At 73.4% G+C, this 19,048-nt stretch carries 19 protein-coding genes and 1 pseudogene; 10 read left to right on the top strand and 10 right to left on the bottom strand.

What is annotated here, in order from left to right:
- Positions 1 to 56: 56 nt before the first annotated feature.
- Both AB0H32_RS02155 and AB0H32_RS02150 read right to left on the bottom strand, forming a co-directional pair.
- Entirely contained in the window at positions 57 to 719 is a 663-nt protein-coding gene (locus AB0H32_RS02155) for a DUF4328 domain-containing protein (RefSeq protein ID WP_361113164.1), read from the bottom strand.
- A 237-nt stretch (positions 720 to 956) separates the two neighbouring features.
- Entirely contained in the window at positions 957 to 1,877 is a 921-nt protein-coding gene (locus tag AB0H32_RS02150; protein WP_361112790.1) for a LysR family transcriptional regulator, read from the bottom strand.
- Between the two features lie 122 nt (positions 1,878 to 1,999).
- Here AB0H32_RS02150 and AB0H32_RS02145 point away from each other — a divergent pair, with 122 nt between their 5' ends.
- A complete protein-coding gene (locus AB0H32_RS02145; RefSeq protein ID WP_361112787.1) occupies positions 2,000 to 2,467 on the top strand; it encodes a DUF2871 domain-containing protein in 468 nt (155 codons plus the stop codon).
- 65 nt (positions 2,468 to 2,532) lie between these two features.
- Here AB0H32_RS02145 and AB0H32_RS02140 read toward each other — a convergent pair whose 3' ends face one another.
- The gene (locus AB0H32_RS02140; protein WP_361112784.1) at positions 2,533 to 3,240 is read right to left on the bottom strand and encodes a DUF6445 family protein; all 708 of its coding nucleotides are present in this window, start codon (positions 3,238 to 3,240) and stop codon (positions 2,533 to 2,535) included.
- A 262-nt stretch (positions 3,241 to 3,502) separates the two neighbouring features.
- Between AB0H32_RS02140 and AB0H32_RS02135 the strand changes: the two genes are divergently transcribed.
- The 3 genes from AB0H32_RS02135 (at position 3,503) to AB0H32_RS02125 (ending at position 5,635) form a co-directional block, all read left to right on the top strand.
- Positions 3,503 to 4,258, top strand: a complete 756-nt coding sequence (locus AB0H32_RS02135) for a DUF4142 domain-containing protein (protein ID WP_361113161.1) — start codon at positions 3,503 to 3,505, stop codon at positions 4,256 to 4,258.
- A 353-nt stretch (positions 4,259 to 4,611) separates the two neighbouring features.
- A complete protein-coding gene (locus AB0H32_RS02130; RefSeq protein ID WP_361112781.1) occupies positions 4,612 to 4,959 on the top strand; it encodes a nuclear transport factor 2 family protein in 348 nt (115 codons plus the stop codon).
- 79 nt (positions 4,960 to 5,038) lie between these two features.
- Positions 5,039 to 5,635, top strand: coding sequence for a DUF1707 domain-containing protein (locus AB0H32_RS02125; protein ID WP_361112779.1), 597 nt, complete (start codon positions 5,039 to 5,041; stop codon positions 5,633 to 5,635).
- A 136-nt stretch (positions 5,636 to 5,771) separates the two neighbouring features.
- On the opposite strand, the gene AB0H32_RS02120 is transcribed toward AB0H32_RS02125, so the two are convergent.
- Both AB0H32_RS02120 and thrS read right to left on the bottom strand, forming a co-directional pair.
- The gene (locus AB0H32_RS02120; protein ID WP_361112776.1) at positions 5,772 to 6,737 is read right to left on the bottom strand and encodes a nucleoside hydrolase; all 966 of its coding nucleotides are present in this window, start codon (positions 6,735 to 6,737) and stop codon (positions 5,772 to 5,774) included.
- Positions 6,738 to 6,773: 36 nt separating this feature from the next.
- The gene (gene thrS / locus AB0H32_RS02115; protein ID WP_361113158.1) at positions 6,774 to 7,988 is read right to left on the bottom strand and encodes a threonine--tRNA ligase; all 1,215 of its coding nucleotides are present in this window, start codon (positions 7,986 to 7,988) and stop codon (positions 6,774 to 6,776) included.
- A gap of 447 nt (positions 7,989 to 8,435) precedes the next feature.
- On the opposite strand from thrS, the gene AB0H32_RS02110 reads away from it, so the two are divergent.
- The gene (locus AB0H32_RS02110; protein ID WP_361112773.1) at positions 8,436 to 9,218 is read left to right on the top strand and encodes a hypothetical protein; all 783 of its coding nucleotides are present in this window, start codon (positions 8,436 to 8,438) and stop codon (positions 9,216 to 9,218) included.
- Positions 9,219 to 9,310: 92 nt separating this feature from the next.
- Here the strand turns inward: AB0H32_RS02110 and AB0H32_RS02105 are convergent, their stop codons facing one another.
- Positions 9,311 to 10,081, bottom strand: coding sequence for a L,D-transpeptidase (locus AB0H32_RS02105; protein ID WP_361112770.1), 771 nt, complete (start codon positions 10,079 to 10,081; stop codon positions 9,311 to 9,313).
- A complete protein-coding gene (locus AB0H32_RS02100; RefSeq protein WP_361112767.1) occupies positions 10,071 to 10,574 on the bottom strand; it encodes a SigE family RNA polymerase sigma factor in 504 nt (167 codons plus the stop codon). The genes AB0H32_RS02105 and AB0H32_RS02100 overlap by 11 nt, the downstream gene beginning before the upstream one ends.
- Positions 10,575 to 10,776: 202 nt before the next feature.
- Between AB0H32_RS02100 and AB0H32_RS02095 the strand changes: the two genes are divergently transcribed.
- Genes AB0H32_RS02095 through AB0H32_RS02085 form a run of 3 tightly spaced genes read left to right on the top strand, consistent with a single transcriptional unit; the run spans position 10,777 to position 13,488 of the window.
- The gene (locus AB0H32_RS02095) at positions 10,777 to 11,238 is read left to right on the top strand and encodes a sigma factor-like helix-turn-helix DNA-binding protein (protein WP_361112764.1); all 462 of its coding nucleotides are present in this window, start codon (positions 10,777 to 10,779) and stop codon (positions 11,236 to 11,238) included.
- Positions 11,239 to 11,245: 7 nt separating this feature from the next.
- Positions 11,246 to 11,902, top strand: coding sequence for a hypothetical protein (locus tag AB0H32_RS02090; RefSeq protein WP_361112761.1), 657 nt, complete (start codon positions 11,246 to 11,248; stop codon positions 11,900 to 11,902).
- Positions 11,899 to 13,488 (top strand): transglycosylase domain-containing protein, encoded by a 1,590-nt coding sequence (locus tag AB0H32_RS02085; RefSeq protein ID WP_361112759.1) that lies wholly within the window; start codon positions 11,899 to 11,901, stop codon positions 13,486 to 13,488. Before AB0H32_RS02090 ends, AB0H32_RS02085 begins: the two co-directional genes overlap by 4 nt.
- A gap of 21 nt (positions 13,489 to 13,509) precedes the next feature.
- Here AB0H32_RS02085 and AB0H32_RS02080 read toward each other — a convergent pair whose 3' ends face one another.
- Positions 13,510 to 14,853 (bottom strand): helix-turn-helix transcriptional regulator, encoded by a 1,344-nt coding sequence (locus AB0H32_RS02080; protein ID WP_361112756.1) that lies wholly within the window; start codon positions 14,851 to 14,853, stop codon positions 13,510 to 13,512.
- A 77-nt stretch (positions 14,854 to 14,930) separates the two neighbouring features.
- Here AB0H32_RS02080 and AB0H32_RS02075 point away from each other — a divergent pair, with 77 nt between their 5' ends.
- On the top strand, positions 14,931 to 15,269 hold the full coding sequence (locus AB0H32_RS02075; protein WP_361112753.1) for a hypothetical protein: 339 nt from the start codon (positions 14,931 to 14,933) through the stop codon (positions 15,267 to 15,269).
- 123 nt (positions 15,270 to 15,392) lie between these two features.
- Positions 15,393 to 16,634 carry an amidohydrolase gene (locus AB0H32_RS02070; RefSeq protein WP_361112750.1) on the top strand — a complete coding sequence of 414 codons (1,242 nt, stop codon included), beginning with the start codon at positions 15,393 to 15,395 and terminating at the stop codon, positions 16,632 to 16,634.
- 1,194 nt (positions 16,635 to 17,828) lie between these two features.
- Here AB0H32_RS02070 and AB0H32_RS02065 read toward each other — a convergent pair.
- Positions 17,829 to 18,422 (bottom strand): annotated as a pseudogene (locus tag AB0H32_RS02065) (hypothetical protein); the annotation flags it as partial.
- A gap of 65 nt (positions 18,423 to 18,487) precedes the next feature.
- Positions 18,488 to 19,048: PP2C family protein-serine/threonine phosphatase (locus AB0H32_RS02060; RefSeq protein WP_361112747.1), on the bottom strand; the 561-nt coding region annotated here is incomplete at its 5' end.

The raw sequence follows: 19,048 nt of genomic DNA, 5'->3' as shown, positions 1-19,048 counted from the left end.
GCCGACGTCACCACCTGCACGCCGCCCGGGCCCTGCCGCAGGACGGGGCCCGCAGCTCAGGCCCGGGCCCCGGCGCCCACGCTGCCCCGCGCCACCGCGCCCCGCCCCCGCACGATCCGCTCCACCTGTGCGGCGGTGACGGCCCGGACGACGAACGCCCCGGCCACGGCGGCGCCGACGACCGCGGCGTCGGACACGAGCAGCGGCCAGACCCCCTGGTACGCCCGGGCGATGATCTCGTCGGTGGAGTCCGTGTACACGAGCCCGACCCCGCTGAGCATCCCGAGCAGCCAGAGCCCCCACCACACGTTGACGCACATGGGCAGCTTCCGCCCGGGCGCCGTGGTCCGGTACGCGTCGGCGACGATCCCGCGCGGGAACCACAGGTTCACGAAGGGCACGATCCACCCGAGGTAGACCCAGATCCCGGCGTACTTCGGCGCCTGCCCCGACAGCGCCCGCGCGTTGTCCCGCATCCTCCACAGCCAGGCGAGGAAGAGAAGCGTGCACAGGAGGGCGACGCCGTTCCCCACGGAGGTGACGAGGTGGTAGGAGTCCTCCAGCGCGGTGAGCGGCCGGTGCACCCCGTCCCCCTGGTCCGGCGGCCCGGACGCGGGCTCCCCCGCCATGGCCAGTCTGGTCTCCCACACGCCCCGCACGACCCACGCGAGGCCCGCGAGCAACAACGCACCGACGGTCACACGCTCCGCCGCCCGCATGGGCCGCAGAGCAAGGGACCGGGCAGCGCGCTCGACTATCTGTTCTTCCACCGGGCCATCGTGTCCCACGGCCGCCTCCACTCGCCAGGGCCACGCCAGCCGGGACCCGGCTCGGCCACTCCTGGGCAGGCACCCGGGCGGCCCCGTCCGGCGGCAGCGGCCAGAAGCAGGCCGCGGTGGCGCTCACCGACAAGAGCGGGCACCTTCATCGGCCCGGTCGGCAGGTGACGGCCGCCGTCACGCGTGCGGGTGCACCGACGGGCACCCGCAGGCCTCGCCCGCGATCGACGGCGCATCGGAAAGGGCCTGTGCGAAGGACCGGATGAGGGGGGTCTCCGCGGCGGTGCGCCAGACCAGGGCCCACCGGCAGGGCAGGGCGTCGACGATGGGGACGAAGGCGAGGCTCGGCCAGCGGTAGAAGTCGGCCGCCTCGGCGGAGACCGCGGCCACGGCCCGGCTGGTGGCGACCGTGCTGAGGATCTCCTGCCAGGTGGACGCCTCGGGGCCGCGCGGAACGGGCCGGCCCGAGGGCGTGCGGAAGGGGTTGAGGGCCTCCTCCATCGCCGGCGGCATGGACCGGCCGGCCACCATCACGCAGTCGGCGAGGTCCTCCAGCAGGACGGCGTCACGCCGGGCGTAGGGATGCGTGACGCTCATCATGAGCAGCACCCGCGAGACGTGCACCACCGGCCCGACGGTGAGGTCGGGCTCGTCGACCGGGAGCCACAGCACCGCGACGTCGACATCGCCGGAGCGCAGCAGGTCCAGCGGTGCGGGCGGCTGCACCTCCCGGAACTGCACCCCGACCGCCGGGTGCGCGGCCTGGAACAGGGCGACGGCATCGGACACCATCAGGGAATGGGGGCCCATGGTGCCGACGGTCAGGGTCTGTGCCGCGCGGGCGGCGGCCTTCGCCGTGGCGACCGAGTCCATGATCTGCCGGTAACCGGCGCCGAGTTCGCCTCGCAGCTGCTCGCCCAGCGCGGTGAGCCGCACCGCACGGCTGGTGCGCTCGAACAACAGGCCCTCGATCTGCCGCTCCAGCTTCTTGATCGACTGGCTGACCCGGGCCTGGGTGACGTGCAGGCGCTCCGCGGTGCGGCTGAAGTGCAGTTCCTCGGAGAGAGCCAGAAAGATCTCGATGTCGCGGAGCTCCACTCGCCCCTCTTCGGATCCATTAGCCGACGGTTATGACTCGTTACCGGGTTCATCGTTGATGCCCGGACGGCCGAACGCAAGGCTGAGGCGACATTTTCGCAACGTCTCGGGGGAGATTGCCAATGAGGAAAATCCTCAACACCGCCCACATCTACATGATCATCGGGCTCGTCAGCGGCCTGTACTACCGCGAACTCACCAAAGCGAAGGACTTCGACGGCACCACCCAGCTCGCCGTCGTGCACACCCATGTGCTGGCGCTCGGCATGCTGTTCTTCCTCATCGTCCTGGTGCTGGAGAAGCAGTTCACGCTGACCGCCCACCGGCTGTTCACCTGGTTCTTCTGGATCTACAACGCGGGCCTCGCGGTGACCGTCGCCATGATGACCCTGCACGGAACGCTGACGGTGCTCGGGCACTCCACCGGGGCGGCGATCGCCGGCGTCGCCGGGCTGGGCCATGTCCTGCTGACCGTCGGTCTGGTGCTTCTCTTCGTCACCCTGGGCAAGTGCCTGCCCGCCGCCTCCCGTCCGGCGGCCACCGCCGAGGGGACGGCGACCGCCACGGCACCCGCACAAGAGCGCGGCTGAGACCCGCGGCTCCGGGCGGTGGACGCGACGAGCGTCGCATCCGCCGCCCGGGGTGCTGGACGGGTTCAGGCCATCCAGAAGAAGACCGCCGTCATGCGCTTCTCCTCCAGCTCCTTGCCGAAGTAGCCGGTCGCGCTGTGCACGAGGTTGGCGTTGTAGAGGAGGAGGCGGTTGTACCGGTGCGGGACGCGGACGTCCTCCTCGAAGGCGTCCGGGGAGACGAAGCGGGTGCCGAGGGCCTCGACGAGGTTGTTGTGCGGTGCCTGGACGACGTTGCCGCCGAGCCGGCCGCCGGGCAGCGACTGGCGGTAGAAGCTGGTGCCGCAGTCCTTGGGGACGTGCGGGTTCAGGTAGAGCACGGCCGCGTACCGGCACAGCGCGCGGGAGTCGGTGTGCGGGCGGGGCTCGCTCTCGCCCTCGCCGACCACCTGGACACAGTTGTGGTTGAGGGTGCCGCCGCCGGGCGCCTGCTGCACCCACAGCTCCTCGGCCCCGGTCTCCCTCTTCACCAGCCGCTCGATACGGGCGAGTTCACCGGGTTCCAGGCCGGGCATGGCCCGCAGTCCGGGCCAGGTCTCGGAGGTGTACGGATACCCCTTGACCCAGTCGTCCTTGGCCAGACACCGCATCCGCACGGCGTCGACGTCCGGCAGCACGTCGTCCAGCACCCAGTAGTCGCGGCCCTTGGTGGGCTTGCGGTAGGGCAGGACGGGGAGCGCGGCGGGAGCCGGTGGGCGTCCGGCGGGCCTTCTGGGCACTGGCTGTGGGGGCATGCGGCGAATCTAGGCCTGCGTCTGCCGCCCTGCTCCCGAGGAATGGTCAACCTTTCGCCAACGGCCGCCCAAGCGGCGTCCGGTGGAGCACGGTCCCGCCGCACCCGCCCGAACTGCGGCTCCGACGAATCTTTACCCGGACCACCGATACGAATCGCCTCCGCATCCGTACTGCTGTGCGTCCCAACCGCCTGCAGGCGGGATCCACGACCGGACAGGAGTCACGGTGCGCATTTCGCGGAACGCGACGGGAACTCTTTTCGTGGGCGGTGCGATGGCCCTGACCCTCGCGGCCCTCGCATACCCGAGCATGCTCGGCGTGAGCACCGTCTCCACCTCGCCGGACCGGGTCATCGCCCAGACCCAGTGGGGACCGCTCACCGAGTCCGACCGGGACTTCGTGGTCAAGGTGCGGGCGGCCGGGCTGTGGGAGTACCCGGTGGGCCAGATGGGGCTGCAGAAGGGCACCACGAAGGGCGTCATCGAGGCCAGCAAGCACCTGGTCGACGGGCACTCCGCGCTGGACACCACGTGCCGCAAGATCGCGCCGATGCTGAACATCACGCTGCCCAACATCGCGAGCCCCCAGCAGGAGGGCTTCGTCAACACGCTGAGGTCGGACAGCGGCAAGAAGTTCGACAGCGACTTCGCCAACATCCTGCGGATGACGCACGGTTCGATCTTCAACACGGTGGCGAAGATCCGGTCCACGACCAAGAACTCGCTGGTGCGCGCCCTGGCCGACCAGGCCAACGACACCGTGCTCGACCACATCACGGTCATGGAGAAAACGGGTCTGGTCGACTTCGACCAGACCCTCTTCCAGCAGACCACCCCGCCGAAGCTGCCCTCCTCCGACCTGACCCCGCCGCCTCCGCCCGTGGGCCAGCCGGAGGTGGTGCTCACACCGCCGCCGAACGCGACGTCCACACCGGTGGACATCAACGGCATCGCCGGGGGCTCGGGCAGCGGCGGGAACGCCTCTCCGGGCCCCAGCCCGACCCCGACGGCCGGCTAGCTCCGGCCGCCCGGTCCGCGGGACGGGCACCGGGCGAGCCAGACCGTGGTGTCCGGCGGGAGGGTTCCCGCCGGCGGCAGCGGGGTCGCGGCGCGGGACCGGCAAAGGCCCTCCTCCGGGTCGATCGGCGGGGTCCGGCCGCCGGAGAGCAGGCAGGCGTTGTCGTCGGCGTCGGCGAAACTGCGCGGATGGACCTGGTGGATGACGGCCTGGCGCCACCGGTCGGGGTTCCGGGGGAGAGGTCTGCCACGCGAGCTCCCTTCGGACGGGACGGGAGCGGGTCCACACACCGGCCCTGTCCACATTGCCGGGAAAGGGAACCTTCGCCCTGTGCACGGGCGTACGGTGGCCGCATGACCGGCAGTCCGAAAGACGTCGTCGAGGCCGCGTTCCGGCACTACCTGGCGCAGGACCGGGCCGCGGCCCGCCCCCTGTACGCCGACGACTTCACCTTCACCAGCCCGCAGGACGACCACATCGGCAAGACCGCCTTCTTCGACCGGTGCTTCCCGACGGCCGACCGGCTCCGGGAACAGCGGCTGCTGCACGTCACCCCGGCCGACGACGAACTCGTCCTCGCCCACTACGAGTACGAGCTGACGACGGGCGACCGGTACCGCAACGTCGAGGCGATCACCGTACGGGACGGCCTCATCCGGGAGGTGCAGGTGTTCTTCGGCGGCAAGGTTGCCGGTCGCTAGGGCCTGTCCGATGGGCCTCGTCCCCGTCTCGGGGCCAGGTCGTCGGGAGGTGCTTCGCCCGCGCGGTTACAGTCGCACCATGACTGATGGGGAGCGGGCGCCGGGGCTGACGTCGCAGGGCACAGTGGAGCTGCGAGCAGGAGATGCCGACCGGGAGTCGGTTGCCGAGCAACTGCGGGTCGCTGCGGGTGAAGGCCGGATCGACCTTACCGAGTTGGAGGAGAGGCTCGATCGGGCTTACGCCGCGAAGACGTACGGCGAACTCGACGTGCTGGTGGCCGACCTGACGCAGGAGCAGCCGTCTGGTTCGCTTTCCGGCGCTGACGCGGAAACGCTCGTCCTCAAGACCAGACTGAGCAACATCAAGCAGAATGGCCGCTGGACAGTTCCCCGGAAGATCGTCGCCGAATGCAAAATGCTGAGCATCGTGATCGACTTCACCGAGGCAGTCTGTGCGCACCGGGACGTCACCGTCGAGGCACGGTGCGGAACCGGCACCATTCAGTTGATCGTCCCGCGGGGCTGGGCGGTACGGATCGACGGGTCGAGCACCAATACCGCTCACATCAGCAACAAGGCCACCGCGCCAGAGGACCCGACCTCCCCGACCCTCAGAATCGTCGGACACCCGCGAGCCGGCCACATCAAGATCAAACAGATCCGCCGGACGCGATAGCCCGGGCTCGCGCGGCCGGATCCCTGACATTGTCCGCCGGATCACGAGCGGAATTCCTCGTTCGACAAGTCACCCCGCCCCACGCCGACCAGAACGATCAGTACGCTCAGCAGGCACGCGACTCGTCGGGCAGGCCCTAGGAGCGCTCCACGGTCTCCAGGTAGAGCTTCACGTACCGGTCCACGTCCACGTCCAGCGCGACGTCCACCAGGGCCTGTTCGCGGGCGCCCTCGTGGATCTCGGACTCGCCCGGGCGCGGCCTGCGGTCCACGACCGTCTGGCCCCGGGTCGGACCGGGGGCGAGGGACACCTCGACGGGCAGCAGACGGGTGGTGAGGCCGGCCGGGTCCGCGACCGCGCACACCGCGCCCGCGTCGCCGAGGCCGCCTGCCGGGTCGTCGCCGTCGGGGTCGGGCGCGGACGGGCGGTGGGCCAGCAGTTCGCCGGCCAGCCGGGTGCCCGGCTCCGCGCTGTCCCGCAGCCGCCGTACGTCCGCGCCCGGGACGACGACCCGGGTGAACACGTCGAGCCCGTACATGGTGATCGGCACCCCTGCGGTGAGCAGCACCGCCGCCGCCTCCGGGTCGTGCCAGACGTTGAACTCGGCGACGGGCGTGGCGTTTCCGGTGGCTACCGCGCCGCCCATGAAGACGATCCGCTCGATGTTCCCGGTCACCTCCGGGTGGGTGCGCAGCAGGAGTGCGATGTTGGTGAGCGGTGCGGTCGGGATCAGGGTGACCGGGCGCGGGGAGGCGAGGATCTCCCGGCGCAGCAGGGTCACCGCGTCCTCGGCGGCGGGCGCGCGGGTCGGCGCGGGCAGACCCAGGTCGCCCATGCCGTCCGCGCCGTGCACGTGCCGGGCCGAGCGGGCCGGCTCGATCAGCGGGCGGGCTGCGCCCCGCGCCACCGGGATGTCGGGGGCGCCCGCCAGCTCCAGCACGGTCAGGGTGTTGCGGACCACCCCGTCGACGTCCGTGTTCCCGGCCACACACGTCACCGCCCTGAGATCCAGGGCCGGGTGGCGCACGGCGAGCAGCAGGGCCAGGGCGTCGTCGACGCCGGTGTCGCAGTCGATGATCACGGGGATGGGCTGACCGGTCACGGCGGACTCCTTCCGTCGTACCGACCCTAGATCAGATCAGGCCCAGAGCGCGGCGCCCCGTGCCGCCACCCGTTCGGCGATGCGGTCCAGGAGTTCGGGTACCGGGAGCGCGCCGGGGCGCCGCCCGTCCCGCAGGCGTACGGCCGCAAGGCCCGCGTCGGCCTCCCGTTCGCCGATCACCGCCTGGTACGGGACCAGACGGGCCGCGCGGATCCGGGCGCCGAGGGTGCCCTGTCCGGGGGTCGCGAGGTCGGCGCGCAGGCCCCGGGAGACGGCCTGGCGGACCACCTCCGCGGCCCGCTCCACCTGCTGTTCGCCGACCGGCAGCACGATCAGCTGCACGGGCGCCAGCCAGGCCGGGAAGGCCCCTCCGTGGGCCTCGAGGAGGTGGGCGACGGCCCGCTCCACGCTGCCGATGATGCTGCGGTGCACCATCACCGGGCGGTGCCTGGCTCCGTCGGCGCCGATGTAGTGCAGGTCGAAGCGGGCGGGCTGGTGGAAGTCGATCTGCACGGTGGACAGGGTCGACTCGCGTCCCGCCGGGTCCGCGATCTGCACATCGATCTTGGGGCCGTAGAAGGCGGCCTCGCCCTCCGCCTCCTCGTACGCGACGCCGCTCTCGGCGAGGACCTCCCTCAGCAGCGCGGTGGCCCGGCGCCACAGCCCGGGGTCGGCGACGTACTTGCCGCCCTCGCCGGGCAGCGAGAGGCGGTGGCGTACGGCCTCGATACCGAGGTCGGCGTACGCGCGGGCGATCAGTTCCAGGGCGGCGCGGGCCTCGTCGACGGCCTGGTCCAGGGTGCAGAAGATATGGGCGTCGTTGAGCTGGATGGCGCGCACGCGGGTCAGGCCGCCGAGGACGCCGGACAGTTCGGCGCGGTACATGGTGCCCAACTCGGCGATGCGCAGCGGCAGTTCCCGGTAGCTGCGGGAGCGGGAGCGGTAGATCAGGGCGTGGTGCGGGCAGAGGCTGGGGCGCAGGACGACCTCCTCCGCGCCCAGGTTCATCGGCGGGTACATGTCGTCGCTGTAGTGGTCCCAGTGCCCGGAGATCTCGTACAGCTCGCGTTTGCCGAGCGCGGGGGAGTACACGTGCCGGTATCCGGCGACGCGCTCCGCCTCCCGGACGTACTCCTCCAGGGTGTGGCGTACGACGGCCCCGTCGGGGAGCCAGTAGGGCAGGCCCGCGCCCATGAGCGGATCGGTGTCGAACAGGCCGAGTTCGCGGCCGAGGCGGCGGTGGTCGGGCATCCGGTCGGGGACGGGGTTGTTCCTGGCGTGCACCGGGTCGTTCATGGGGGCTCCTCGGTGAGGGGAGGCGGACGCCCGGGAACGCGCCGAAGCCCCGGGGCGTTCGCCCCGGGGCTTCGGACTGGGTCAGGAGTCAGCGCGCCGGGACGGTCTCCGGCGTCGTCGTGCTCTTCGGGCACTGCTGGGCGCGCTGCATGGGGCGACCGTAACAGCGCCGCCGTTGCACGGACCACGGATTTTCCGTCCCCCTCACGCTGATGGCCCCCGCCGTCCCCGCGGCCCTTCACCCCCATGGCCTCCGCCGTCCCCGCGGCCCTTCACCCCCATGGCCCCCGCCGTCCCCGTAGCCCCTCACCCGGACGGCCCGGAGCGCTGGTGGGCGGGACCCGGCGGTGGTGCCGTGAAAGCAGGTACGTACCCCCCACGCCCCGCCCAGGAGGCACCCCGATGACCGCTGCGATACGCCCCCGCCTCCGCTCGTTCGCCGCTCTCGCCGCCGGCCTCCTCCCCCTCACCGGCTGCGCGACGCTCGGCCTGGAGCACCCGCCGACCGCGCAGCAGCCCCTCCCGACGATCGACTCGCCCTCGGCCGCGCCGAAGTCGTCGGCCCGCGGCGACGCGGCGGCGCTCACCGACGGCCAGGCCCGGGCCGCGCTCCTCACCGAGTCCGACCTCGGTGCCCCCTGGTCCGCGACGCGCGGGGCGGCGACCTGGCGGGACGGTCTGCTGAAGGCCACCACCTCGGCCGGGGAGTGCCAGCGCCTGCTCGACACCCTCTACGCCGACGAACTCCTCGGCGGTCCCGCCCGGGTCGCCGCCGGCCTCGACGACACCGACACCGACGCCCAGCTCCGCTACCAGATCGGGGCGCGTCGCCCCGCGGACGTCGACGCCGAGTTGAACTGGCTGCGCACGATGCCCGTCCAGTGCGCCCGGTTCACGGCCGCTACGGAGACCGGTCAGGTCGAGGACGTCCAGGTCGGCGACGCCCCGCTGCCGGAGGTCGGGGACGCACGCCAGGGACTGCGCGTCAGTGTCGCCACGACGACGGACGACGGGCAGGAGATCGTGCTGACGCTGGACGTGGCCGCCGTCCGCGTCGGCCAGGACGCCTTCGCGCTCACCAACGGAGGGCTGGGCGACGTACAGAACGACGCGACCCAGGCGGCCGTCCAGATGGGCGCGCTGCGCCTGGCGGACGTGCGCAGGCAGGGCCGCGCCCAGGTCTGACGCGCCCCCGAGCGCCCTCGCCCCGCCATCGCCCGCGCCCGAGCGGCCGGTTGGCGGGCTCTCTCCCAGGGCGAGCCGGTTGGCGGGCTCTCCTAGGGCGACGGCGACGTGGTGGCCCCCACCGTCGGTGTGCTCCCCGTCACCAGCACCACCGAGCCCTTGTCCAGTCGCGTGTACAGCCTCTTCGCGTCGGCCACACGCAGGGCGATCCAGCCGCCGGTGGCTGCGTGGTCGCCGGGCGCCTTGGGGTCATGGGCGAGGGAGACGATGAATTTGACCTCGCTCGTGTCCGCGTCGAGCAGTTCGATCATCCACGGGGCCGTCGGCTTCCCCACGCCGCTGCCACTGCCGCTGCCGCTCCCGGTCTTCGGCGGCGGTACCTGGTACGTGTCGGTGACGGTGAACCGGCCCGTGAGCGCGGGCTGTTTCGGCCCGCCGTAGGAGACGGGCAGGGCCCGCCCGTCCACAGTCATCATCATCCGGGTGAGGTCGATGACGGCGTCGACGGTGGTCGGCGTCGCGGTGGGAGACGGCGTGGCGATGGGAGACGGCGTCGCGGTGGGGGGCCGTCCGGAGTGCAGGGTTCGGCCGGTCGCCGGGGTGGTGCGGCCCGGGCCGGAGCCGGAGTCGTGGTGCAGGCCGACGGTCAGCGTGACGGCGACGGCCGCCGCGGCGGCCACCCCGGCGGCCGCGAGGACCGTACGCCGGCGGCGGCCCCGCCGTACGGCGAGGCGGCGGATCTCGGCGCCGGGGAAGGGCGGGGCCGACTGGTGCTCCCCGGCCAGGGTGCGCAGCGCGCCGGACAGTTCGGCGGGGTGCCCGGTGTCGTCGGGGCCGGCGTCGTAGCCGCGGTCATCGGACACGGTCGCCCTCCCTCTCCCCCTCGCCCGGGGCCAGCACCCGCGCCAGTGCCGCACGGCCACGGGACAGGCGGGCCTTGACCGTCCCCACCGGGGCCCCGGTTTCCGAGGCTACTTGCTCCACGCTCAGGTCGCACAGATGGTGCAGGACGACCGCCATCCGCTGGGCCTCGGGCAGGGTGCGCAGCGCCAGGACGAGCGCGGCGTGCTCGGGGTCGGGCCCGGGCACGGACTCCGGCGGCGGGGTGTGCCGCATCAGCTCCAGCCACCGCCGGGCGCGCCGCCACCGGCTGACGGCGAGCCGCATCGCGACGGTCCTGACCCACGCCTCGGGCGCCCCGTCCGCGAGGAAGTCGCGCCGCCGGTCCCAGGCCCGTACGAACGCCTCCTGGACGACGTCCTGCGCCTCGCCGTGATCCCCGGTGAAGGCGAAGAGCTGGCCGGTCAGCCGGGGAAACGCAGCGGCGTAGAACGCGTCGAACTCGTCCTCGGTCATGCCGCCCCTGCCATCGGTGCCCCAACTTCCCCGAAACGCCGTGCAACCCGGACCGCCTCGCGGTGCGTACAGATCCCGTACGCCGCACATCGAAGCACATCGCAGGGGGGAACCCGATGACCACCAGAACCAGCAACCGCCGTCCCGGCACCTGTGCCCCCCTCCCCGGGACGGCCGGCACCAGGGCGGACGGCGCGCCGACGTGAACCGACGACCTCGAACCCGCCATCGCGCCGAACGCCCCGGCCGCCGCCCCGAGTTCGGCGGCTACGCCGCCGTGGCCTGGCCGCGGCTGCTGCGCACGGCCCAGCTGCTGACCGGCGACCCTGCCGAGGCCGACGCCCTGGCGCGCACCGCCCTGTCCGAGGCGTACGCCCACTGGCGGCGCATCCCGGGCAACGACACCGACTTCTACGTACGACGCCTGTTGGTACGCCGCCATCTCGGCCGCCGGCCGCGCCGCACGCGGCCCTCCCCGCAGACCCCGCTCGCCCGCGCCCTCGCCGCCCTGTCCGCCCGCCAGCGGGTGGTGCTGGTCCTGCGCCTGGGCGAGGACCTGGGCCAACTGGAGATCGCCGAGATGCTCGGCTGGTCGGTCGGCGCGGTGAAGTCGTACGAACGACGGGGGCTGAAGGCCCTGGGGCAGGTGACCGATGCGACGTAGGCAACCCATGCCGATACCGGGCGGGTTGACCGAGGCGTTCGCCTCGGCCGTCGCCGACGTGCCCCGCACGCCCGTCCCGCTCACGGCCATCGAGCGCGCGGGACGCACGCGCCGGCGTCGGCGCCGCGCGACGGCGTTTCTGGCCTGCTGTGTGCTGGTGCTCGGCCCGCTCGGCTGGCTCGGCTGGCGACTTGCCGGCGGACCCGGCTCCGGGCCGGTGACGCCCGGAAAGAGCGTGGCCGCAGGGACCGTGCGGGTGGTGGCGGCCGGTGAGCGCGTACGGCCGCTGTCCGGGGCGGAGCTGTGGCTGACGAAGGACGGGGCGCACTGGTCGGCGCCGAAGGGCGGGGGCGAGTTCCTGCCGGTCGCGGGGCTCTCCCCGAACACCGCGGCCGTCACCGTGCGGATGGAGCTTGCGGACGGACGGCTGCTGCTGTCCGGCATCCACCACGGCGGCGGACCGGCCGCCCGCGTCGAGGCGGACACACCCGCGGGCCGCGTCCCCGGGACCGTGCTCACGCTGGCGGGCGACCCCGGCTGGGACGTCTGGTACGCGACCATCCGGTTCGACGTCACCCGGGACAAGGGGATGCTGATGGACACCCGGGTCACGGTGTACGGCGCGGACGGCAAGGTCCTGGCGCGGGGCGGGGTGGGCTCGTGAAGCGTCTTCTGATGCATCTGCGCCGCCGCCGGGGCCGCTGGGTGCGGCGGATCCTGGTGGCGCTGCTCGCGCTGTTCCTCGCGCTCGTCGGCACGGTCTGGGTGGCGTACGAGCTCACGACCGTTCCCGCCCCGCACCCGGAGACGGTGAGCCAGAGCACGGTCTTCCTGGACTCGCAGGGGGAGTACCTGGGCCGGCGCGGGCCGGTGGACCGGCAGGACGTGGACCTCGCCCAGGTGCCGCGGCACGTCCAGGACGCGGTGATCGCCGCCGAGAACCGTTCCTTCCGCACGGACTCGGGCGTCTCGCCCAGCGCGATCGTCCGCGCGGCCATGGCCACGCTGTCCGGCGGGGAACGCCAGGGCGGTTCGACGATCACCCAGCAGTACGTGAAGAACGCCCTGCTCAGCCCCGAGCAGTCGCTGGGCCGCAAGGCCCGCGAGGCGCTGATCGCCGTCAAGCTGGACCGCACCCGATCCAAGTACGCGATCCTGGAGGGCTACCTCAACACCGTGTACTTCGGCCGGGGCGCGGCGGGCATCGAGTCGGCGGCGCGCAACTACTTCGGGGTGGACGCCAAGGACCTCACCGTGTCGCAGGGCGCGGCGCTCGCGGCCATCATCAACCGGCCGACGTACTACGAACGGGCGGGCTCGGACGCGAAGGTCACCGTGACGCTCCAGAAGCGCTGGCGCTGGGTCCTGGACGCGATGCGTTCCTCGGGCAGCATCACGGCCGCGCAGCGCTCCTCGGCCGCCTTCCCGGCCTTCCGCTTCTACCCGCCCGGCGACTCGGACGGCCAGCGCCAGTACCTGATCGACGCGGCCGCCGCGGAGGCCGCCCGCCGGCTGGGTATCTCGCAGGACCAGCTGGCGCGCGGGGGCTACACGGTCCGTACGACCTTCGACCTGAGCACGCAGTACGCGGTCTCGGAGCGGGTGCGCGAGCGCGGGCGCGCGATGAACCTGCCGAAGGACACCCGGCTGCACGCGGCCGTGATCGCCATGGTCCCCGGCAACGGCGCGGTCCGCGTCCTGTACGGCGGCACGGACTACGCCCACCAGCCCTTCAACGACGCCCTGTCCGGGGCGGTGGAGGCAGGTACGGCACTGAAGCCGATCACCGGGATGCGGCTCGGCGCCCCGCTGACCGGGCTGCCGGGCACGGCGGCGCCGACGCCGCTGAGCGTGGCCTCGGCGTACGCGACGGTGGCGGCGGACGGCACGTACGCGGCGCCGTACACGGTGGCCCGGATCACCCGGGGCGGCCACACCGTCTACACGGCCCACCCGGACGGACACCGGGTCATGGCGCTCGGCGCGGCCGCGCTCGCGGCGAAGTTCTCCTCCGCGGACGGGCAGCCGACGTACACCGGCGGCGCGGGCACGGGCCCCGGCACCCGGACCCTGTGGCAGTCGGCGTACACCCCCCGGCTCGCCCTGACCACCGCCGTGTTCGCCGAGCATCCGGCCACCAAGGGCCGTCCGGCCAGGCCGGCCCACCTCCCGGCCTCGGTCGTGGACCTGGCGGCAGGGGTCAGGTCGGACGTCTTCGCACCCCCGGCGCCGGCCCGGGTGCCGGGGTGAGCGGTGGGGTCCCGCTGCGGGTCACAGGGGCGGCTGGGCCGGAGCCGGGCCGAGGGTCGTGGTGCCCGGGGCCGTGCGGTGGCCCAGGCCCGTGCGGTAGGCGTCCAGGGCGGCCTCCACCCGGCCGGTGCGGCGCAGCAGGTCGCCCAGGAGCCGGCACAGGTCGGCGAGGTCGCCGGCCGCGCCGGCCCGCTCCAGCAGGCTGAGGGCGCGGACGTAGTGCTCCTCGGCGGCCTCGGTGTCGCGGGCGTCCTCGGCGATGATGCCGAGCAGCCGGTGCGCGGCAGCCGCGTGGACGGCGCCGCGCTCGGAGGAGAAGTCGCCGAGGACCCCGCCCAGCAGCTCCGCGGCCTCCTCGGACCTGCCGCGCCGGTGCAGGACGTCGGCGAGTTCCACGGCGGCCTGGCTGCGGTAGAGCGCGGCCCGGGTCTCCGAGAGCATGGCGTGGGCCTGCCGCAACTCGGCCTCGGCCCGGTCCAGTTCGCCGTTCTGGGCGCAGACGTAGCCGCGCATCCAGTGGCAGTTGGCGAGTTCGGTGCGCAGCTGCAGCCGGCGGTACAGCTCGGCCGCCTTGGCGAGCGAGGCGTCCGCCTCGGCGACCCGGCCCTCGGCGAGCAGGGTGCGGGCGACGGAGCGGTGCATCCGGGCGATCAGCGCGGGATCCTCGGCCTGCGGGGCGAGCGCGAGGGCGAACTCGGCGGCCTGGGCGGCGCGGGCGTGGGCGCCCATGTCCATGTAGGGGCCGATGACGCTGGCGTACAGGAGCAGCAGTGCGTCGGGGTCGTGCAGTCCGCCCCGGTTCAGCTCGTCGACGGCGGATTCCAGGAGGTAGACGGCGTAGCGGAGTTCACCGGCGAGGTAGTGGGCGACGGCCCGCCCGCGGACGGCGGGCACCCGGGCCGGCAGGGACTCCCCGGCGAGGTGCGCCTCGGCCCGCTCGAAGTACGCGTGCGCCTGCTCCAGCTCGCCGGTCTCCAGGGCGCATTCGCCCAGCCCGAGCAGCGCGGTCGCCTGTTCGGCGCCGAGTCCGTGCGTCCCGGCCTCCGCGAGCAGGGCGGCGTACTGTGCGGCCGCCTCCTCGGCCCTGCCGTCGGCGAGGGCGCGCTGGGCTCCGGTGAGGCGCAGCCTCAGGTCGGTGGCGAGGTGGGCGGGCCGGCCCACCGCCAGCTCCTCGAAGGCGACCCCGAGCCGGCCGGCGATGTGCCGCAGCGCCTCGTCGGAGGCGCGGACCCGGCCCGCCTCCAGGGTGGAGATGTAGGCGGGCGTGTAGGCGGGCTCGGCCAGCTGCCGCTGGGTGAGCCCGCGTTCGCTGCGCAGCTGTTGCACACGCCGCCCGATGACCTCGGGATCGTCCCGTTCCCGCATCCGCTGTTACCCCCAACTCCCTTGGTGCCCCTTGCCGTTAGGGTCCGACAGCCCCTAGGTTAAACGGCGGATTAAGCATGTTTAACACGTCGCTTTGTTGCGAGGTCGCCGTGCTCGGTCGTACATCCGCCCCCTACGGACGCCCCACCGCGCTCCCCCACTCCCGGCTTCGCTCCAACGGGGCGACCCCCACCCTGAGGGGGGTCGCCGCGGCCGTCCTCGCCGTCGCGGCCCTGATCACGGCGGCGAACGCGGTACCGGCCCGGGCGGCGGACGCTCTGCCGACCCGGCCGGCCGCACTGCACGACCGGCACGCCACGTACGCCGAGCGCGCCGCGTACACCCGGCACGCGGCATACGCCCAGCACGCCGCATACGCCGAGCGCGCCGCGTACGTCCGGCACGCCCAGCACTGACCGGCCCTCCGGCAGCCCGGGCCCCACCGGCCGGCCCCGACCGGCCCCCGGCAGCCAGGGCCCCACCGACCGGCCCCGGCGGGACACTCCCCCCTCGTCCCGCCGGAGGCCTATCTTTGCCCCGTGACCTCTGCCGCAGCGCGCACCGCTCTGGACCTCACCGACTCGCTCCCGGTCCCGGACCTGGAGGACTTCTACCGCGACCTGCACCGCCACCCGGAACTGTCCCTGCGCGAGCACCGCACGGCGGGCAGGCTGGCAGCCCGGCTCAGGGAGGCAGGGTTCGAGACGGGCGAGGGGATCGGCGGCACCGGTGTCGCGGGGGTGCTGAGCAACGGGGACGGACCGACCGTGCTGCTGCGGGCCGACATGGACGCGCTGCCGGTCGAGGAGGCGACGGGGCTGCCGTACGCCTCCGAGGCGGACGGGGTGATGCACGCCTGCGGCCATGACCTGCACGTCACCTGGCTCGCGGGCGCGGCCGCGGCGCTGGCGGCCGGGCGGGAGACCTGGAACGGCACCCTGCTGGTCGTGGGCCAGCCCGCCGAGGAGACCGGGCAGGGCGCGGCCCGCATGGTCGCGGACGGGCTGTACGAGCGCTTCGGCCGGCCGGACGTACTGCTCGGGCAGCACGCGGCCCCCGGCCCCGCGGGCTTCTACCCGCACGCGCCGGGTCTGATCATGTCGGCGTCGACCGACGTGGACATCGTGGTGCACGGCCGGGGCGGGCACGGTTCGCGGCCGGAGTCGACCGTGGACCCGGTGGTGACCGCCGCACATCTGGTCACCCGGCTGCAGACGGTGGTCTCCCGGGAGCTGGCCGCGCGCGAGTCCGCGGTGCTGACCGTGGGCCGGATCGAGGCGGGCACCCGGCACAACATCATTCCGTCGACGGCGCACATCGCCCTGAACCTGCGCACCCAGTCGGAGGAGGTGCGCGAGCGGATGCTGGCCGCGATCCGGCGCATCGCGCACGGCGAGTGCCTGGCCGCCGGCTGCCCCCGCGAGCCCGACGTCATCGTCGGCAGCACCTTTCCCGCGACGGTCAACGACGCCGGCACGGATGCCGCGGTGGCCGCCGTGCACCGCGAGGTGTTCGGCGCGGGCACGGTGTTCGACCCCGGCCCGGCGATGGGCAGCGAGGACTTCCCGCAGCTGGCGCCCGGCTCGACCCCGTACGCGTACTGGTTCGTGACCACCACCCCGGCCGAGGTGTGGGAGAAGGCGCCCGGGGAGAGCTTCGAGGAGAAGTTCGCGGCCGTGCCGAGCAACCACAGCCCGCACTTCGCGCCCGACCTGTCCACGATCACGCCGGGCGTCCGCACCCTGGTGTCCGGGGCACTGGCGCTCCTGCCCGTCGCATGACCTGGTTCGCCACACCGTTCGGGGCGCGCGGCTGAGCAGCGGTCCTGGCACGACGACCCGCTCCCGCCCGGTCCCTGGGAACGGTCAGGCTCAGCCCTGCACCTGGAGCTGCCGCAGGTGCCGCTGGACGTTCTCCAGCGCGCCCTGCCGGCGGCCCGGCACTCTGAACCTCAACTCCGCGAGCGCAGGCCCGAGTTCACTGGCACGCGCCGCGTCCTTGATGCACCCCCACTGGTGGTGGGCCCGGTCCGCGGCCGCCTCCACGGCAGGCGCGTCCACCGCCTGCCCCGCGGCCAGCCGCACCCCCGCGACCCCCAGCCAGGCACGGCAGCTGCGCACCGCGTCGCCCGCGAACATGGCGAGATCGGCCCGCACTTCGGACCAGTGCAACGCCTCGTCGGAGGCGGCCCCATGGGCGCGCACGGCATCCTGCTCGAACCGAGCGGCAAGCCCATCGGCCTCCGCATACCGCCCGGCCCTGACCGCACCGCTGATGGCGTCATGGGGATCACCCCCAGCACCGGACAACACCCCACCCGGCACAGGAGGATGTGCAGCCGTCACGTCCGTCCCGACCGGCACTTGAGGACGCGCACCCGACACATCCAGCCCATCCGGCGCCGGTGGGCGTCCGGCCAACGCGTCGGGTCCGTACGTCATTTGGGAACTGGCACCCAAGCCACCAGACCCGCGCGGCGCTTGGGGACCGGCAGCCAACACACCTGATTCGCCCGACGCTTGAGGACGCACAGCCGACACGCCGGGCACGCCAGGCGATTGAGGAGCAGAAGCCAACACGCCCGTATTGTCCGGAACTTGGGCGCCATAGGCCAACAAACCAGGCACGGTGGACACTTGAGGTTCTACAGACAACAAGCCGGGACCCGATGGCACTTGAGGGACATCGGGCAACAAACCGGCTCCGCCGCCCGGAACTTGAGAACCGGTACCCAACGCACCCATGCCATCCGGCATTCGGAAACCGGCACCCAACACACTGATGCCATCCGGTACTTGAGAACCCACCCCCAACACACTGACGCCATCCGGCACTTGATGACGTGCGGCCACCGCATCCAGCCCGTCCGGCGTTTGAGGACGAGGCCGTTCGGGCCGATACGGGGGTCCGGGGGCGAAGCCTCCGGGGACGATGCCGCCGACACCGGCCAGCACCAGATCCCGCCCCGCACTCGCCTCGGCGATCCGCGCCAGCGCCCGCTCGTGCAACTGAGCAAGAGGCGGCCGGTGCCCACTGCGCAGCAGGGTCGCCACCGCCTTCATGTACGCCGCCTCGGCCGTCCCCCGCCGCCCTGACGCCGGAGGCGCAACGCGCCCGTACACCGCCGCGGTGCGCCCCGAGTCCAGCGGGCGCTCGGCCAGATGCCGCCAGACCTCCGCATCCGCGTGCAGGTCGACGACGAGCGCGGTGTCACCCGCGGAGCGCAGCCTCAGCTCCTCCCGGATCCAGTGCCAGGGCAGCGCGGTGTAGCGGACGGTGGCCGGGGTGGTGCGGGCCAGCGCGAGATGGGGCAGGTGCTGGCGGCGGTCCAGGTGCAGCTGCCCGGTGATGTACACGGTGAGCGGTCCCGGAGCGGCCGCGGCGGCGCGCAGCCGGGTGAGGACGGCCTGCGGCTCCAGCGGATCGGCGAGTTCGACCACGTTGGCGGTTTCGGTGCCGGACAGCACGGCGGGGGCCACCGCGGCCAGCACGGGAAGTACTCCGGCCGCATCCACCAGGCGTCCCCTGCCCAGCGGCGAGGCCGCCAGCAGCAGCACGGTTCCGGGCATCGTCCCCTCCCCTGTAGATCGCTCTCCAGCCAGCACCGTAACCGCTGCCGGTGCACGGGCGGGGCTCAGGACCGCAAACGTCCCTGTACGGGGCCTTCGCCCACCCGCCGCATGGCGAAGACCGTCGTGTCGTCCACCAGGTGGCCGCCGCTGTGCAGCAGGACGCCGTCGCGGACCCGGCGGACCAGGCGCCGGGGCTCGGCCAGCTGTGGGTCGACCGCAACCGCCCGGGCCAGCTCCCGGACGGGCTCGTAGAACTCCCCGGCACGGTCGCGCGCCTCGGTCACCCCGTCGGTCATCAGCAGCAGGGTCTCCTCGCGGCCCAGCGGCACCCGGCGCACCCGGGGGCGGTCGTCCGTGAGGTCGCCGAGGCCGAGGGGCAGGCCGTCGGCGCCCGGCAGGGCGCGGAGACCGTGCGGGCCGACGGCGAGGGGCGGCTCGTGGCCGAAGTTGACCAGCTCGACCGTGTCCGGGTCGTCCCGGGGGAAGCCGAGCAGGACGGCGGTGGCGAAGCGGTCCGCGTCGTCGTGGCCGAGGGCGGCGGTGTGCAGCCGGTGCCGGCGCATCCGCACCTCCAGGCGCTCGGCGACGGTCAGCAGGTCCGCCTCGTGGTAGCCGGCCTCGCG

Origin of the sequence: Streptomyces sp. NPDC020362 (assembly GCF_040642095.1) — a bacterium.
Lineage (GTDB): Bacteria > Actinomycetota > Actinomycetes > Streptomycetales > Streptomycetaceae > Streptomyces.
Note: the sequence above shows the minus strand (reverse complement) of the source record. Positions and strands in the feature narration are given on the sequence as shown.